Source organism: Streptomyces lancefieldiae (genome assembly GCF_031845825.1).
Taxonomy (GTDB): domain Bacteria; phylum Actinomycetota; class Actinomycetes; order Streptomycetales; family Streptomycetaceae; genus Streptomyces; species Streptomyces lancefieldiae.
The window spans coordinates 1-15,756 of record NZ_JAVRFH010000085.1 but is presented as its reverse complement, the minus strand read 5'-3'; the positions used below and the strand labels follow the sequence as shown (position 1 = coordinate 15,756).

At 68.7% G+C, this 15,756-nt stretch carries 16 protein-coding genes and 1 pseudogene; 10 read left to right on the top strand and 7 right to left on the bottom strand.

The window, feature by feature from the left end; genetic code table 11:
* From RM812_RS38300 to RM812_RS38285, 4 genes are all read left to right on the top strand, one after another.
* Positions 1 to 686: hypothetical protein (locus RM812_RS38300; RefSeq protein ID WP_311584893.1), on the top strand; the 686-nt coding region annotated here is incomplete at its 5' end.
* A 951-nt stretch (positions 687 to 1,637) separates the two neighbouring features.
* Positions 1,638 to 2,840: a dsDNA nuclease domain-containing protein gene (locus RM812_RS38295; RefSeq protein ID WP_311584890.1), complete on the top strand. Its 1,203-nt coding sequence runs from the start codon at positions 1,638 to 1,640 to the stop codon at positions 2,838 to 2,840.
* Positions 2,841 to 2,862: 22 nt separating this feature from the next.
* On the top strand, positions 2,863 to 3,384 hold the full coding sequence (locus tag RM812_RS38290; RefSeq protein ID WP_311584887.1) for a hypothetical protein: 522 nt from the start codon (positions 2,863 to 2,865) through the stop codon (positions 3,382 to 3,384).
* Positions 3,381 to 5,309 carry a hypothetical protein gene (locus tag RM812_RS38285; protein WP_311584884.1) on the top strand — a complete coding sequence of 643 codons (1,929 nt, stop codon included), beginning with the start codon at positions 3,381 to 3,383 and terminating at the stop codon, positions 5,307 to 5,309. Before RM812_RS38290 ends, RM812_RS38285 begins: the two co-directional genes overlap by 4 nt.
* Positions 5,310 to 5,367: 58 nt before the next feature.
* Here RM812_RS38285 and RM812_RS38280 read toward each other — a convergent pair whose 3' ends face one another.
* Positions 5,368 to 5,571: a helicase associated domain-containing protein gene (locus RM812_RS38280; RefSeq protein ID WP_394816580.1), complete on the bottom strand. Its 204-nt coding sequence runs from the start codon at positions 5,569 to 5,571 to the stop codon at positions 5,368 to 5,370.
* A 31-nt stretch (positions 5,572 to 5,602) separates the two neighbouring features.
* Between RM812_RS38280 and RM812_RS38275 the strand changes: the two genes are divergently transcribed.
* The 6 genes and pseudogenes from RM812_RS38275 to RM812_RS38250 all read left to right on the top strand — a co-directional run bounded on the left by RM812_RS38275 (position 5,603) and on the right by RM812_RS38250 (position 10,064).
* Positions 5,603 to 5,887 carry a transposase gene (locus RM812_RS38275; RefSeq protein WP_311584881.1) on the top strand — a complete coding sequence of 95 codons (285 nt, stop codon included), beginning with the start codon at positions 5,603 to 5,605 and terminating at the stop codon, positions 5,885 to 5,887.
* Entirely contained in the window at positions 5,884 to 6,573 is a 690-nt protein-coding gene (locus tag RM812_RS38270; RefSeq protein WP_311584878.1) for an IS3 family transposase, read from the top strand. The genes RM812_RS38275 and RM812_RS38270 overlap by 4 nt, the downstream gene beginning before the upstream one ends.
* Positions 6,560 to 7,978, top strand: coding sequence for an IS30 family transposase (locus tag RM812_RS38265; RefSeq protein WP_449657860.1), 1,419 nt, complete (start codon positions 6,560 to 6,562; stop codon positions 7,976 to 7,978). The genes RM812_RS38270 and RM812_RS38265 overlap by 14 nt, the downstream gene beginning before the upstream one ends.
* A gap of 4 nt (positions 7,979 to 7,982) precedes the next feature.
* Positions 7,983 to 8,273, top strand: a pseudogene (locus tag RM812_RS38260) (integrase core domain-containing protein); the annotation flags it as partial.
* 259 nt (positions 8,274 to 8,532) lie between these two features.
* Complete coding sequence (locus tag RM812_RS38255; protein WP_311584875.1) at positions 8,533 to 9,000, top strand: hypothetical protein; 468 nt, start codon at positions 8,533 to 8,535, stop codon at positions 8,998 to 9,000.
* A 143-nt stretch (positions 9,001 to 9,143) separates the two neighbouring features.
* The gene (locus RM812_RS38250) at positions 9,144 to 10,064 is read left to right on the top strand and encodes an IS5 family transposase (RefSeq protein WP_311584872.1); all 921 of its coding nucleotides are present in this window, start codon (positions 9,144 to 9,146) and stop codon (positions 10,062 to 10,064) included.
* Here RM812_RS38250 and RM812_RS38245 read toward each other — a convergent pair.
* The 6 genes from RM812_RS38245 to RM812_RS38220 all read right to left on the bottom strand — a co-directional run bounded on the left by RM812_RS38245 (position 10,012) and on the right by RM812_RS38220 (position 15,071).
* The gene (locus RM812_RS38245; RefSeq protein WP_311584869.1) at positions 10,012 to 10,404 is read right to left on the bottom strand and encodes a hypothetical protein; all 393 of its coding nucleotides are present in this window, start codon (positions 10,402 to 10,404) and stop codon (positions 10,012 to 10,014) included. The two genes, RM812_RS38250 and RM812_RS38245, sit on opposite strands and share 53 nt — an antisense overlap.
* Positions 10,401 to 10,550: a hypothetical protein gene (locus tag RM812_RS38240; protein ID WP_311584866.1), complete on the bottom strand. Its 150-nt coding sequence runs from the start codon at positions 10,548 to 10,550 to the stop codon at positions 10,401 to 10,403. Before RM812_RS38240 ends, RM812_RS38245 begins: the two co-directional genes overlap by 4 nt.
* 136 nt (positions 10,551 to 10,686) lie before the next feature.
* Complete coding sequence (locus RM812_RS38235) at positions 10,687 to 10,884, bottom strand: helicase associated domain-containing protein (RefSeq protein WP_394816579.1); 198 nt, start codon at positions 10,882 to 10,884, stop codon at positions 10,687 to 10,689.
* 140 nt (positions 10,885 to 11,024) lie between these two features.
* Positions 11,025 to 11,423 carry a hypothetical protein gene (locus RM812_RS38230; RefSeq protein ID WP_311584900.1) on the bottom strand — a complete coding sequence of 133 codons (399 nt, stop codon included), beginning with the start codon at positions 11,421 to 11,423 and terminating at the stop codon, positions 11,025 to 11,027.
* 279 nt (positions 11,424 to 11,702) lie between these two features.
* The gene (locus tag RM812_RS38225; RefSeq protein WP_311584863.1) at positions 11,703 to 14,408 is read right to left on the bottom strand and encodes a DEAD/DEAH box helicase; all 2,706 of its coding nucleotides are present in this window, start codon (positions 14,406 to 14,408) and stop codon (positions 11,703 to 11,705) included.
* 171 nt (positions 14,409 to 14,579) lie between these two features.
* Complete coding sequence (locus tag RM812_RS38220) at positions 14,580 to 15,071, bottom strand: hypothetical protein (RefSeq protein WP_311584861.1); 492 nt, start codon at positions 15,069 to 15,071, stop codon at positions 14,580 to 14,582.
* Between the last annotated feature and the right edge of the window lie 685 nt (positions 15,072 to 15,756).

Below are 15,756 nucleotides of genomic sequence, written 5' to 3'. Positions count from 1 at the left end.
TGAAGGACGTCGACGGCAAGGAGCGGCCGATGTGGCGCACCCGCTGGTGGGTGCCCGACGGCCGCCACAGCGACCAGCCGCACCCCCCGCTGCTGCTCGTCTTCAACCGGATCGGCCCGCGCAACCCGGGCACCGTCATCGCGCAACTGGCCGAGCTGACCGAGCGGCACTGGAAGGGCACCTGGTACGAGGGCGGCTTCCACATGTACGACGGCAAGCTGCCCATCGTCGTCACCGGCATGAAGCAGCTGAAGGAGCACGGCCCGGCCGGAGCGGTCTTCCGGCGCTTCGGCCGACCGCACCACCAGACCCTCCTCGAGGCGATCGGCAACCCGCGCCGCGAAGCCCACGACGCCCGCCAGCAAACCGAGTACGCCGCCCGCCACCGGGAGCACCAGGAGGAGCTGCGCCGCATCGCCGCACAGCACAAGGCCGAGCGGGAGGCCAGCCGTCCGGTGTGCGCCGACTGCGGCACCCGGTTCACCGACGAACGGTGGAAGGCCATCGAGCCCGCCGGGTGGAGCGCCCCGCGCGAGACCCACCCGCACCTGTGCGACGACTGCAAGCAGCGTGCCGTCACCGCCGAACGGGAAGCTGCGCAGGCCGGGCCCGAGCACCAGGAGCACGACCAGGCCGTGCCCGAGCAGAAGGCCGGCGGTGCCTGGCTCTCCCGCTTCCGCGGCTGACGTCCGGACGGAGAGCACGGCCGGGCAGGACGTCCTGCCCGGCCGTGGCGGCTACTCCCAGGGCCGTGGCAGCGCGTGCCACAGGGTTCTGAGCCAGCCAGGCGGGCCCTCTACCTCGAAGGCCGGCCGCTCCACCCCTCACCGGAGCCGACCCTCCGTAATGCCCTGCGGGACGGTGACGGCGCCCTGGTGGCGACGGGCTCTCCGTCCCCTGACCGGTCGGTGTGGTGAGTACCGCCGACGGCACTCACCACACCGACCTCCACTTACCACCACGCTTACCACCGGCCTTACCAAGCCGCCGCCCGCACCGCTGTGACCTGCAAGGGTCATCACTTGGGTCACTCCACCGCCCCGCCCGCCGACTGGGACACTCCTCGCCCACCAGGCCCATGGCCGGCCCCGCCCGCCTCGCGCGGGGGAGACGGCGGCGCAGGGCGGTTCCCCGGTCGCCGGAGAGCTCCGACGCTCTGGCAGGGCAGGGGAGGTGTGCGGGGTGAGCACCGCACACCGCCGCCCTCTTGGTCCCGGCCCCGCCGCGCCCGGGTAGGGTCGGGCACAGCCCGCGCCGATATGGCGTGCGCGGGCGAGGCCCGGTGTCCAGCGCGTTCTGGGAGCAGTACCACCGGGCCGCCCCTCCCTTCCCGCTCCGCCTGTCCGTACGGGCCGCCTGCACGAGCCGGACGGCGTGCGGCTGGCGAGTGCAAGTCACCATGGTGAGTCCGGCCGTGACCCTGATAGGTCCACTCCCTGTTTTTCCAGGTGAATGGGCCTGCTGATAGGTGAGGCTGATAGGGGATCGGGCCGCACTTACCACGCGTGTGAGCAGTGAAGTGGTCGGTGCAGCGAAGGAGCTGGCGGCGGGCTTTCGTGCCTCAGGCTCTTCTGTGCACAGCGGACCGGATCTCCCCGGCTGTCGACTAGTGATCACAGACCCCTTACGCTGCGTGCTTGGGGAGTAACGAGATGGGGGGGCCGATGGGCGATCCAATTGAGACTGAAGCACTGGATGACTCGGGGTCGGTCACGGTACGGCGGTTCGAATATCAGATACACATCTCCGTGCAAGCAGTGCTGGAGATGCTCGCGGGCGGCACAGTCACCCACGTGACCTGTGAGCACATCGAGGACGTAACCGTCGCCCGCAAAGGCGACCCTCGATGTCCTGACGATGTGTTCTGGGATTTCCAGCAGATCAAAACGAGGGATGCCGTCGAGCCCTGGACGCTCACGGACGTGCTCAAGAGTGGCCCTCTCAAGAGCTTGTGGCGCACGCACGGAACCGTGGTGGGCACTGGACTGACCTATCAGCTGACCGCCGGCCTCGAGGGCCATCTCGACCCAGCCGACGATGCAGTCGTGGCCCTGTCCAAGGGGCAAGGCGGGGGCAACGCAGCCTGCCGCAAACGGGTCGCGACGCACCTGAAAGTCCAAGAGGACGCACTCGCTGATTTCCTTCCCCTGGTGCGTATCAGGCCGCTGCCACGACGCGGCGAAGTCGATCTGCGCAACACTCGAGTTCTGGCCGACCTCGGCTCAGGGCTCCCCATGGCGATGATCGACGCTCTCTACGACGAGTTGCTTCGGCGTACCCGCGATGCCACCCAAGGTCTTCCCGTAGCCCGGTGGACGGAGCTCTTGGTTCTCGACAATCCGCCGCCGGCCGTGCTGAACAAACGCCTCACCGCGGCGGCGGTTGCCGACGTACGGCAGCGCCTGACCCGTCCCGACCACGTTCTGCTGGAAGACCTGTCCCAGCAACTGCATGGTCCAGAGACCGCGCTTGTTCGCAAGCTCCGCGCGGGCGCAGCCTCCACGGAGGTCATCGAGGATGCGCAGATGCTTCGCGCCCAAGCCGAGCGACATCGCTTCAGGGAGCAGGCTCTGGGAGCTTGGCCAGGCGACCAAGCCATCGAGACCGACCTCGACCAGCGTCTGCTCTTGCTGGCCCGCCGCACCGGCCGCGCCCACAGAGGACAGCCCCATCCTGCGGACGCCATCTTTGACGAGCTCCAACGCCTCCTCGATGCCAGCCCCGGCACGTACGACCGCCATCCTCTCTACGCCCAGGACGGCGTACTCCTGATGGGCAGGGCATGCGCGATCTCGGACGAATGCAAGTTCGACTGGGGGAGCGACCGAGATGCCTCCTAGTGTTACCGCACCTACCGCCGCTGTGCCGTCCACAAGGCCGCCCTCGGCCGACGCCCAAGCTCGCCTGCTGCTCCTCATCGATGTCTTCTCCGAAACCAAGGCGAGCAAGGGCATCGAAGGGCGTATGAAGCTGGCCAAGCTCGACTTCCTGTTGCGCTACCCGGACCGCTTCAACACGCTCATGGCTGTTCGACGGCCCAACGTCGACGTAGGCGACAACCCGTGGCTGACCGGAACGATCGAGCAGAGCATGATCCGTTACAGGTACGGGCCATGGGATCCCGCCTACTATGCGCTGCTCGGCGCCCTCACCGGTAAAGGACTCATCGAGCCCAAACACGAGGACGCCATCGCGACCTACTGCACAACCCCCGCCGGGCATCACGTGGCGCAGGCTCTCGCCGAAAGCGAGAGCTGGCGCCCGGTACGCGACCGGGCCGTGCTACTGCGCCGGCACTTCAATCTGTCCGGCGTCACCTTGAAGAATCTGATCTACGAGACGTTCCCCGACATCGTCGAGGCGGACTGGGGGACCCACCTATGAGACTGCGTATCGAAGAGATCACCCTGGTCGGCACCAGCCGCACGATCCGCTTCGAACCCGGCATGAACGCGATCGTCGGTTCTATGAGCGGCGGCAAGACCGCCACCGTCAGCTGCCTCCGAGCCCTCCTGGGCGCGGACGTGAGCGTCGTTCCCGAACTCCGAGGACGGACCATCGCCGGCACCGTGCTGGTCGGGGACCGCAGGTTCCGCATCGTCCGCCCCCTGGTCACCACCGCGAACGCCATGGTGGAGATCGCCGAAGTCGACGGCCGTGGTGAAGTCTGGCGGTTGCCCGCCAGCCAGCTCCGGGCCGGGTACGACGCAACCTTCCGTGACTGGTGGCGTGACGTGCTCGAGCTGCCTCGCCTGAGCGTCCCGCGGGCTCCCAATGACGACCGGAGCCCTCTGGTTCCCGTCACCATCAGCGATTACCTCATGTACTGCGTCCTGAGGCAGAAGGAGATCGACTCCTCCGTCTTCGGAACCCCGGACAACTACTCCAAGAACATCAAGCGCAAGTACGTCTTCGAGATCCTCTACGGCCTCTACGATCCCGAGGCGGCCGGACTACGGGACCGTCTACGTGAGGTCACCACAGAGCTGGCAGCTCTCACCGCAGATGCGAGCACCCTGGAACGGATCCTCCAGAGCACCGCCTTCGCCTCCCGCGCTCAGCTAGAAGTCGAGCGCCTAGCGACCGAGCAGGAGCTCACCCAAGCCCGCCAGGCCGACGTCCGCCTCGCGGGCAGCATTCCCAACGAGCCGACCACCACAAAACTCCGCCGACGGATCGCCGAGACGGAAGCAGAGATCGCCCGGGCCGCCACCGCAGCCGAGGCAGAAGCCGTTTCCGTCAACCATCTCCGCGAACTGCACGGACAACTTGTTGCCCAGAGCCGCCGGCTCACCCGTGCCTTGGTCGCCGAGCGGCTCCTCAACGACTTCGAGTTCCACACCTGCCCCCGCTGCGGAGCCGGCGTATCAGACAGGGGCGATGAAAACAGCTGCCGCCTGTGCCTGCAGACCCCACCCAACCTGCCGGCACCATCCTCCCTCGCCGCGGAACAAGACCGGGTCATCGAGCAGGTAACCGAGACCGAAGAGCTCATCGACCGGAGCACCCACCGCCTCGCAAAGCTCCAGGCAGCCGTGACTGACCAGACCCGGCACCGGACAGAACTCGGTGCACAACTGGACCGAGCGACCTCCACCTACATCACCGACCAGGCAGACCGCATCCGAAGCATCGCGGCCAGGCAAGCGCAGCTCGAGGAGCGCCTCGCACGCCTGGACGACAGTTTGGCCCTCCACGACCGGCTGGCAGGGCAGGCCGAACGCGTCGCGGAACTGGAACGCGAACAAGAGGACCTCAACAGCAGAATTGACGCCACCCGCCACAGCAACAAGGCCGTCAGCGAACGCCTGCAGAAACTCGACGACGCTTTCGAAGCCGCCCTCCGCAGCTTCGACGCTCCGCGCTTCGACGACGAGCCGGGTTCCTACATCAACAGGAAGACCTACATGCCCGTCGTGGACGGCCGTCCCTTCGCCGACCTGCAGTCACAAGGCGTTGAGGTACTGGTGAACGTCGCCCACGTCCTCGCACACCAACACGTAGCGCTCAACGACCCCGACATCCCCCTGCCCAACCTTCTGATCATCGACGGCATCAGCAGCAACGTCGGCCACGAAGGCGTCGACCTTGAACGCCTGCGCAAGATGTACGCCAGCCTCCTGCGCACCGCCACCGAACACGTCGACCGCCTGCAGATCATCGTCACCGACAACGACTCGCCTCCGATCGACGGCATTCACCGGCCACTGGAACTGTCCGACACAGACAGGCTCGTCCCCACAACCCCAATCGAACCCGGTGACGGGACGCCTGAAGACGCGCCCACGGAAGAGGAAGCCAGCGACTGACAAACCGCAGCGGGGCCGGACAAGAACACCCTGTCCGGCCCCGCTGCCCGGTACTTGGTCACGACCACCGCATCCCGATTGCGGACAGCAGCTCCATCCGCTCCGGCGTCAGCGTCGCAGCCCGGGAGCGCTGGTTCCCGATCCAGGCACCCAGCTTGTGCTCCCGTTCCTCCTGGTCCTCGCCGATGATCCGTTCAACCCACTTCCTGGGGACCTGGAGGTGCCCCTGGGCCTTCCACCTTGATCGTGGACACCTCGACACTGGATCTTGAGTCCAGGGAGAGGAGTCCCAGGTGGGGACCTATAAGTACTCGGCGGAGTTCCGATCCGACGCGGTGGCACTGGCCCGTTCATCGGGCCGGCCCGTCTCGCGCGTCGCCGCTGAGCTGGGCGTGAACCACGAGACGCTGCGGCAGTGGATCAAGACCGCGGAGCATGCCGAGCGGCCCGAGGCGGTCGCGCAGTCCACGAAGGACGCGGAGATCGCGGCCTTGCGCAAGCAGGTCCGCGAGCTGGAGATGGAACGCGACATCCTGCGCCGGGCGGCCAAGTATTTTGCGGGCGAGACGAACTGGTGAGCCGCTTCGAGTTCGTTGCCGACCACCGCGGCGCCTTCGGCGTGAAGCGGCTGTGCACCGTGCTGAACCTGTCGAGGTCCGGGTTCTACCGGTGGCTGAAGACCGCCCCGGACCGAGCCGCGAAGAAGGCCGCGGACGCCGCACTCACCCGACGAATACGCACGGTCCACACCGAGTCCGGGAAGACGTACGGAGCCAAGCGGATCACCGCCGAACTCCGCGCAGGCGGTGTGATGGTGAACCGCAAGCGTATCGAGCGGCTCATGCGCCAACACGGCATTCAGCAACGGATGTTGCGACGGCGACACCGCACTACGATCCCGGACCCCGCCGCCCAGGCGGTGCCCGACCTGCTGCGGCGCAACTTCACCGCACCCGCCCCCGACCGGGCCTGGGTCGGCGACATCACCTACCTGCCCATCGCCGACGGGAGGTTCCTGTATCCGGCCACCGTCATCGACGTGTTCTCCCGCCGCCTGCTGGGCTGGTCGATGGCCGATCACATGCGGGCCGAACTCGTCACTGACGCGCTCAACGCGGCCATCCGAACCCGCGGCGGGCAGGTGGGCGGCGTCATTTTTCACAGCGATCACGGGGCTCAGGGTGGATTCAACTGGTCGTCGCAACACCCTGATCTCGGAGGTGTGCGACGTGGCCACGGCGGACTGGAGTTTGAAGACCAGTGATATTCCGGAGGGGCGGCGTCGGCAGTGGCGCGCTGACCGTGCGTTGCGGCCGGCGATGCGCTCGCCGGGGCGGCCTGATCCGTCTCGGGTCGTGCAGCGCCAGTTCTGGCGACTGATCGCCACGGGGGTCACGACGGCCGAGGCGTCGCTGGCGGTCGGCGTGTCGTGGCCGGTGGGTGCGAGGTGGTTTCGACACGCTGGCGGCATGCCTCCGATCTCGTTGGCCGAGCCCTCGGGCCGGTACCTGACGTTCGAGGAACGCGAGGAGATCGCGATCCTCAGGGCGATGAGCAAGGGCGTGCGCGAGATCGCCCGGGCCCTGGGGCGTGACCCCGGGACAATCTCTCGCGAACTGCGCCGCAACGCCGCCACACGCAGCGGCAAGCAGGAGTACCGCGCGACAGTCGCCCAGTGGAAGGCTCAGCAGGCGGCCAAGCGCCCGAAGAGCGCGAAGCTCCTGGGCAACGACCGGTTGCGTGAGTACGTTCAGCAGAGGTTGTCGGGGAACGTTCACCGGCCTGACGGGACGGTTGCCGCAGGACCGCAGACGCCTCCATGGAAAGGGCTGAACAAGCCGCACCGGCAAGACAGGCGGTGGGCGACAGCATGGAGCCCGGAACAGATCTCGCACCGGTTGAAGGCCGACTTCCCCGAGGATGAGTCCATGCGCATCAGCCACGAGGCGATCTACCAGTCGTTGTTCATCGAGGGCCGTGGTGCGCTCAGGCGTGAGCTGGTCGCCTGCCTGCGCACCGGGCGGGCGCTTCGAGAGCCTCGGTCAAGGTCACGGAACAAGCCGCAAGGGCATGTCACCGCGGATGTCGTCCTCAGTGAACGTCCTGCAGAGGCCGCAGACCGCGCGGTCCCGGGGCATTGGGAAGGCGATCTGATCATCGGGACGGGCCGGTCCGCGATCGGCACGCTCGTCGAGCGCAGCAGCCGATCCACCCTCCTGGTGCATCTGCCGAGGATGGAGGGCTGGGGCGAGGTGCCGCCCGTGAAGAACGGCCCGGCGTTGGGCGGTTACGGCGCCGTCGCGATGAACACTGCCCTGACGGTGTCGATGACGAAGCTACCCGAGCAGCTGCGCAAGACACTGACCTGGGACCGCGGGAAGGAACTCTCCGGGCATGCCCAGTTCGCGCTCGAGACCGGGACGAAGGTGTTCTTCGCCGATCCGCACTCGCCCTGGCAGCGACCTACGAACGAGAACACGAACGGGCTGCTGCGTCAGTACTTCCCGAAGGGCACCGACCTGTCCCGGTGGTCCGCCAAGGACCTCGAAGCCGTCGCCCTGGCGATCAATAACCGACCCCGCAAGATCCTCGGCTGGAAGACCCCGGCCGAGGTCTTCGAGGAGCAGCTACGCTCACTACTGCAGCCCGGTGTTGCAACGACCGGTTGAACTCGCCCAGTACGGGTCGAAGGCATTCGCCGACGCCTGTTACCGAGCCGGGATCCTCCGGTCCATGGGAGCGGTCGGCACCTCGGCGGACAACGCCGCCGCGGAGTCGTTCTTCGCCTCGCTCAAGCGGGAGATCCTGCCCGGTCGGCGCGGCTGGCCGACCGCACGAGCCGCCCGGCTCGCCGTCTTCCGCTGGCTCGGCTTCTACAACCACCGGCGCAGGCACTCCACGATCGGCTACCTCACACCGGTCGCCTTCGAACAGAGATCAACTACGCTGGCCATCGCTGCATGACAGCCGGTGTCCACGATGAAGGTGGAAGCCCCTTCCAATCTGCCATCCAAGGCGTGCGCGAATCGCCAACATCCGTGCGCAGATGAACAAGGCCGAGTGCCATCGCACTCGGCATTCTGGTGGTGACCGCGGCAGCTAGACCGGGGCCGGCCTGCACGTCGAGTGGGGGCCGGATCCCATCGAATGATGCCGACGGCGGCGATCGATGTCGACTGCCCAGGGCCAGTCTGGCCCGGGTCTTTCAGGAGGGGGAACCAGCGTGATAAGGAAGCAGCGGAGGTCTTCGCGCAAGTGGGCGCTCGCCTTGACCAGCGGTGCTCTGGCGGTAGCGGGGATGTTCTCCTCTGCGGGCACCGCGCAGGCTGCCACTGCGTGGAATGCCACGGGTACACAGGCCGATGTGGTGGGGGCGTGGGCGCACGGCAGTATCTGGCTCGGCGAGGACGGCGGCGGCCAACAAACCACCAACGTGACGGTGACGATCACCGACTCGCAGTCGGACGGTGCCAGTGGTCGCGTCTACTTCCGCTGGCGCTGGGCGTGGGGGGGCTTCAGCGGCGCCCACGGGCCTCTCACCGCCTCGGGATACCAAAAATCGGTATCCCAGACGTGGTCTCAGCAGCGTGGGACCGTCGACTTCTACGACCCGTTTGAGGTGAAGGAGTGCCGGGTCGACGGCGGAGTGGAAGTCGAATGCGGCGGTTGGGACGTTCCGCAGCACGACTGAGAAGCCGTATCTCAACCGATCATGGGAGGTGCGGGTCGAACAGGCTTCCCACTCGGGTGATCTTCCCGTTGTACGCGCAGGAAGACAGGGCCTCTCGGTAGCTCGGGGATGCGAATCTGACCGAGCAGTGCCGGGAGGCCCTGGTGTCCTTGTTGTACGTGTCCGAGCCCGTCCAGTTCAACTCGGCTGCCCCATCGTGTGATTGTTTCGCGCACGTGTACGGCAACGCGGCCGACCATCCCGACCGGGTGCGCCGTTACCCGTCGGACATGACGGACGAGGAGTGGGCGGCCGTGCGGCCGTTGCTGCCGGTGCCGGCCTGGCTTCAAGGGCGGGGCGGACAGCCTGAGGGCTACTGTCACCGGCAGCTGCTGGATGCGATCCGTTACCTGGTCGCGGGCGGGATCTCGTGGCGGGCGATGCCTGCGGACTTTCCCGATTGGGGCCGGGTTTACGCCTTCTTTCGGCGCTGGCGTGAGCACGGGCTGATCGCCGAGTTCCACGACCGGCTGCGCGGGAAGGTCCGTGAACGCGAGGGCCGCGAGGCCGAGCCCACGGCGGGGATCATCGACGCGCAGTCGGTGCGGGCCGCCGCGATGGTGCCGGCCGCCTCACGCGGCTACGACGGCGGGAAGAAGGTGCCGGGCCGCAAAAGGCACATCGTGACCGACACCCTCGGCCTGCTCCTGGCCGTCGCGGTCACCGCCGCGAACATCGGCGACCGGGACGCCGCGGTGGGCCTGCTGGCCCGGCTGCATGCCCTGCACCGCGACATCGTCCTGGTGTGGGCCGACGGCGGCTACACCGGCGGCCTCGTCGGCTGGTGCCGGAACAAACTCGCCCTGACGTTGGAGATCGTCAAGAGCACCGACGACATGACAGGGTTCGTGGTGCTGCCGAGGCGGTGGGTGGCAGAGCGCACGTTCGCCTGGTTGATGAACTTCCGCCGTCTGGCCCGAAACTACGAGACCCTGCCCGCCACCAGCGAGGCGCTGACCCTGTGGTCGATGGTCACGCGGATGAGCCGGTGTCTGGGACGGCCACGGGCCGCCGACCGGCACTGAACATCCCCGACGCATCCAGCAGGAGCCACCCGCGCTCCGCCAGGCGCCGGGCCTTCGACCGCACCCCCTCGACCTTCGCCGGCGTCGTCCCAAGGTCCAGCTCCGCCGCGATCTCCTTGGCCTTCACCGGTCCCTTGCCCGCGGACCGCCGCTCCTCCAACACGCTCAGAATCCGCTGGTAGTCAGGCGCGAGCACGGTCCCCGGCAGCCCGTCCCGCCAGGGCGGCACCACCGACCCCGGCCCCGGCGAGGGCACCGTTTCCTGCTCCGCCTCGGTCACGGCAGTCGTCTCGGCGGCGGACAAGGCCAGGGCTTCGACCAGCTCCTCCCGCGCGATCACCGCCGGTCCAGCTCGATTTCCGCGGCCTCCAACACCTCAGCCAACCGCGCGGCTTCCTCCCGCAGGCCCTCCGCCCGCACCCGGGCAGCCGCCTCCCGCTCCTCCAGAATTCCCAGCACCGACGCCACCTCGCACCCCTCGGTCATGAAGCGGATACAAGACGCCGCATGCCTCCCTCACCCCAAGCAAAACCATGCCTGACCAGCAGAAATCAATGGATCACGTTCGGTTGAGATACGGCTTCTGAGAGGCCCGGGGTCAGGTCATGGCGCAAGAAGGCGGTCAGAGGCTGTCCGGGACGGCCTGCGGGACGGTCACCGGTCTTGCCCAGTCCATGCCCAGCTCGGCGAGGGCGGCGAGCTGGTCGGCGTCCAGCCGGTCCCTCCTCGATTTGGTGTTCGAAATCCATACGCCCAGCTTGACGACCACCGGCTCCGCCTCGCCGTCGACGGTGATCTCCTCGGCGTGCCCGCGGGGCACCGGCCGGTCCGCGCCCTTCGGCCGCCCGCCTACGGCGTTTCCCCGCCGGTCCTGCTGGCCCGCGCGGACGGCGGCTTCGCGGTGAGGTCCGGTGCGTGTCCCGTCCGGGCTCCCGGACGGGACAGTGCAGGCTCTGACCGTTACGAGATGACCAGGTAGAACGGCTGGTCCGCCGCCGCACCATTGGTGCCGGTGGTCACGCGGATCGAGTTGGCCGCGCAGGCGCCGCTGTTGCGGGACACGCGGACCTCGCTGCCCCAGGCGGCGGCGGTACTCAGAGTGGCGGCGGGGACGGCCCTGGCCGCGTCGACGTCCGAGGCCAGTACGACGCAGTACGCGCCGGTGCCGGTCTTGCTGACCGAGGCGATGGTGTTGGTCTTCTGGACGACGGCGCCGCTCGGGCCGACCGAGGCCGCGGCCTGGGCGTGGGGGGCCCTGACGGTGCTGGTGGTGTCGGCGGCCACCGCGATCCCGCCGACAGTGGCGCCGGCGGTGGCAACGCCGAGACCGGCAAGGATCAGCTTGGTACGCATGCGCATGGGAATCGTGCCTTTCCTGGGCAAAGTTAAAGTCCGGCGGAACGCCGGGCACCCTCATCCGACCCGGCCGCCGGCGCCGGTTCCAGCCGCGTTCACTCCTGCGGATGATCTCGATCTCGGCAATCACCCGAATGGTCCGGGTCAACGCCGTCCGGGGGAGGCCGAGGTCTCGGAGTAGTCGCTACTGGTCGCCCCGATCCTGACCGAGGGCCCTGACCGCCCGGCGCACACACAGCACCAGGCCCCGGGCCCTCAAGAGGCCATGGCGCAGGAAGGCGGTCAGAGGCTTGGGGTGGTCTGGGGGATTGTCACCGGCTTCGCCCAGTCCATGCCCAGCTCCGCGAGGGCGGCCTGCTGGTCGGCGTCCAGCCGGTCCCTCCTGGATTTCGTGTTGGAGATCCATACGCCCAGTTTCACGGTCACCGGCTCCGTCTCGCCGTCGACCGTGATCTGTTCGCTGTGTCCCCTCGGTACGGGCCGGTCCGCGCCTTCCCGCTCGACCCACTGGGTGAGGGCCGCGAGGCCGCGCTGGAATGCTGCCTGTGCCTTGGTCGGGCTCTTCGTCGTGCGTGCGACTGCTGGGGCGGGAGACGGCGTCTCAGTGGGCTGCACGCCCAGCTTCGACAGCCGTTCCTGCTGCTCGGTCGACAGCAGCTTCCAGGTGCCCGGCTTGCGCTGCTGCTGGAGCCATCGTCCGATGTCGTCGCCGTCGAAGGTGACCCCGGGCTCGATGGTCGGCAGGATGCCGTCGGCGTCGACGAGGTCGGCGAGGATGCGGTAGTGGCGTTGCCAGTCCAGCGGCCAGGGGCAGTTCCAGTCCTTGTCGATTTCGGCGAGCTGTGCGGCCCGGGTGGTCGCGGTGTCCTCGTTCTTCCCGAGCCCGTTCTTTGTGCCTTTGCGGCGGAGGTTGGCCATGTGCTGGCCGACCGGAACGCGGCCGGTGCCGGTGGGGTCGTCCCAGATGGCGTCCTGGCGGGGTGCGAGGTGTCCGGTGGCCCGCCGGTAGGACCGGAGCGCGGCGAGCTTGTTCTCCCACGCTTCCTCGCCCGGCTCCCAGACCATGCCAGCTTCCGGTGCGTCCAGCAGGGTCTTGCGCCGTTCCTCCAGTTCCCCGGCCCGCAGCGCCTTCCGCTGCTGGTGGACCCAGCGCCCGAGGGGGAAGTCCTTGGTGACGCCGACCTCAACTTCGACGTCGTAGGGCACGGCGTACAGGCCGGTGATCTCGTTCTCCTTCCGCCAGCGGAGCAGGGCCTGGTAGCCCTCCAGCCAGACCAGGGACTCGGGCCGGTAGACCCGGGTGCGAAGGAAGGCGGCGATGGTCGCGGCGTCGCGTGGGCTGGAGAAGTGGAGCAGGGCGGCTTCGGTGGCGGCCTGGGTGTCGTCGTCCTCCTGGTCCTCGCCGCCGGCCCCGACGATCCGCCCGTCCTCGTCGCGCCGGACGTGGACCTTGCGCTTGCCGCTGGTGAGGGCGCGGGAGGCGAGCTGCTCGACGAGCCGTTCGTCATGCGAGCGCAGGCCCTGGAGGACCGCGACAAGGGGGCGGAACGAGGCGCTGGCGACCATGTCGGTCGGGTCCTCGCCGGGCTCCAGGAACACCGGCACGATGATCCTGGCGACCTTGGTGGAGCCGTCGCGGTTGAGCCTCAGCGCCCGTCCGATGTTCTGCACGAGCTCGACCTGGGAGCCGCGGGTGTCGGCGAAGCAGATCGAGTCGACTCCCCGCTCGCCGGTGATGTCCACGCCCTCCCCGAGGACGCGAACGCTGGCGAGGAAGGCGCGGTGCACCCGGCGTCCGGCTGCGTCGATGCCGTTGGCGAACTGGTGCAGGACCTCGCGCCGCTCGCTGACGAGGTGGTCGCCGCACAGCCAGGCCGACCAGACGCGGTCCGGCGGGACGTGGCGGCCGGCCTCCAGCTCGTAGAACTCCGCGTCGATGGAAGACGCGGGGAGCTTGTCGGCGGCGGCCAGGTCCTCGTCGGTGGCGTCGTTGACGTACAGCGCGGCCGCTGTCTCCGGCAGCTTGGCCGCGAACGCGGCGGCTTCCTCCACCTTCTGGTGGAACGTCATGACCGTGCGCAGGTTGTACGCGGCGGCGTGTTCCAGGAGAGCGGTCTGCAGCAGCGCCAGGCGCCGGCCGCGCCGCGCCTCTTCCGACTCCCCGAGGACCGGCGAGGGATCGCGGATCTCCAGCACGTCGATCTCGAAACCGGCAAGGATTTCGCGCTCGATCGCCTCGCTCAGGCCAAGCTCGGCGAGCCACGCGCCGTAGGTCCCCTCCGGGTCATCGGCCATGGTCGCGAGCTCCACCTCCTGGCCCTCCGCGCCCTTCTGCGGCCGGGGAGCGGCGAGGATGCGCGGCGTCGCGGTCAGGTAGAGCCGGAAGTCCGCCGGGATCCGCTGGTTGTCGTGGATCGCCGCCCACGGACGACCAAGATCACCGGCAGTTCCGTGGGCCTCATCCACGATCGCGAGGTCGAACGGGGCCATGCGCTGGCCATACAGGCGCTCTCCGCCCGCCAGCGCGGCCTCCAGCGGCCCGCGAACCTTCCGCCGACCCGTCGGATCCTCGGGATCCTCGCGGTCCACGAGAGAGGCGTACGTGGCGAGCACGACGACCGGCCCGGACCCGGCCCACAGGGCAAGCTGAATCGGGTTGGTGGTCGTGCGCACCCCCAGCGAGTTGAGAACCGCGTCGTTCTCCAGCGAACACACCGCGACCATCGGGGCCCGGTGGCCCACCAGGCGCCACGCCTGGGCGGTCTGCGCGAGCAGGTCCAGGGTCGGCACGGTCACGAGGATCCGGCCGTCCGCGAACGACTCCAGCGCGCACGCGGCGGCCGTGATCGTCTTGCCCGAACCGGTCGCTGACACGATCGTGCCCCGGGCACCCTGCGGGGGCACAGATGACCTTGCAGGAAACCCCACCCACTTCCTAAACGCGGACCGCTGGTCTACCTGGTGTTCCTTGAGCTGAATCGCGGACATTTCCATGCCTCCCCTGAGCCTGAATTCCCGTGGTCTTTCAGATGGCCGCGTGCGGAATGCAGGCCGCACCAAGGTCGTTCCAGATCGACGCATCCGCCTTGTGCCAGCCGCCCGGCTTCCCGTCTTTGAAGGGCGGCTTGTCGTCCGGGTCGTAGTGCCCGGCATCGAGCGTCAGACGATGACGTCCCCGTCGCTATTCCTCGTCCGCGCCGTGCAGAGGCCGCCGGCCTCGCCCAGCGCCTCCAGCACCCGACGCCGCGCCGTGGTGTGCGGATGAGTGCTCGGCAGCACCGTCTCCCGGACGTACGCCTCCAGACGCACCAAGGCGGCCCGCTCACGCTGCCTCACGTCCGCGATGTGTACGGCCAGTTCAGCGGCCCCGGCCGACCGGCCGCCGCGCCGCATCCATTCCCGGTCCGCGATGCCCACCAGGGCCTCGCTCACGGCCCTCACGCCCTCGTCCCAGCCGTCCGCGAACAGTGAGCCCCGAGAGGCCGGCGCCATCCCGTCCAGCTCCACCACCTGGCACTGCGCCCCGGCGACCGCCCCGGTCTCCAGCGCGGCCACCAGGTCGTCCGCCTCGCTCGCGGGCACTCCCTGCGCATCCAGGAGCGCGAACAGCCTCAACGGGGCGTTCACGCCCGCCGTCTGGTATTGCGTCACCCGGCGCAGAGAATCGCTGCTCAGAGCGGGATCGGATCCGGTAGATTCATGGTGACCGGTCATCTGTGGTCGTTCCTCTCGGAATTCCGGGGAGGTTCCCAGATGGTTGGGGGGTGTTCCGTGCTTTCGCCAACAGTACATGCTGCATCTACCGGATGCACCCACTACACTGGAACCCACACGAACGAGCACCCCCACCCTCGTAGCCAGCCAGGCCCGCGCCAGCGGGCCCCGACGGTTCTGGAGGCGCAGCCGGAAGGACCGTTGAGGCGGGGGAGCGCAGCGGACCCGCCGACCCTCTGGCCGGAGCAGAGCGGAGGCCAGAAGCGGGACGCAGTCCCGCCGGTCCGGGAGCGCAGCGGACGGACCGTCACCGGGCAGGCGAAGCCTGCCCGGTGAGTGGGTGGCGCAGCCACCCGCCAGCGCTCACGCGGAGCGGGAGCGCAACACCCGCGCGCAGCGCGGGTGTTCGCTTCTCCGGGGCGCAGCCCCGGACTGTCTCTTATACACAGCTGACGCTGCCGACGAAGTATACTGTGTAGTTCTCGGTGGTCGCCGTAGCATTAAAAACGGGGGGGGGGGGGGGGGGGGGGGGGGGGGGGGGGGGGGGGGGGGGGGGGGGGGGGGGGGGGGGGGGGGGGGGGGGGGGGGGGGGGGGGGGGGGGGGGGGGGGGGGGGGGGGGGG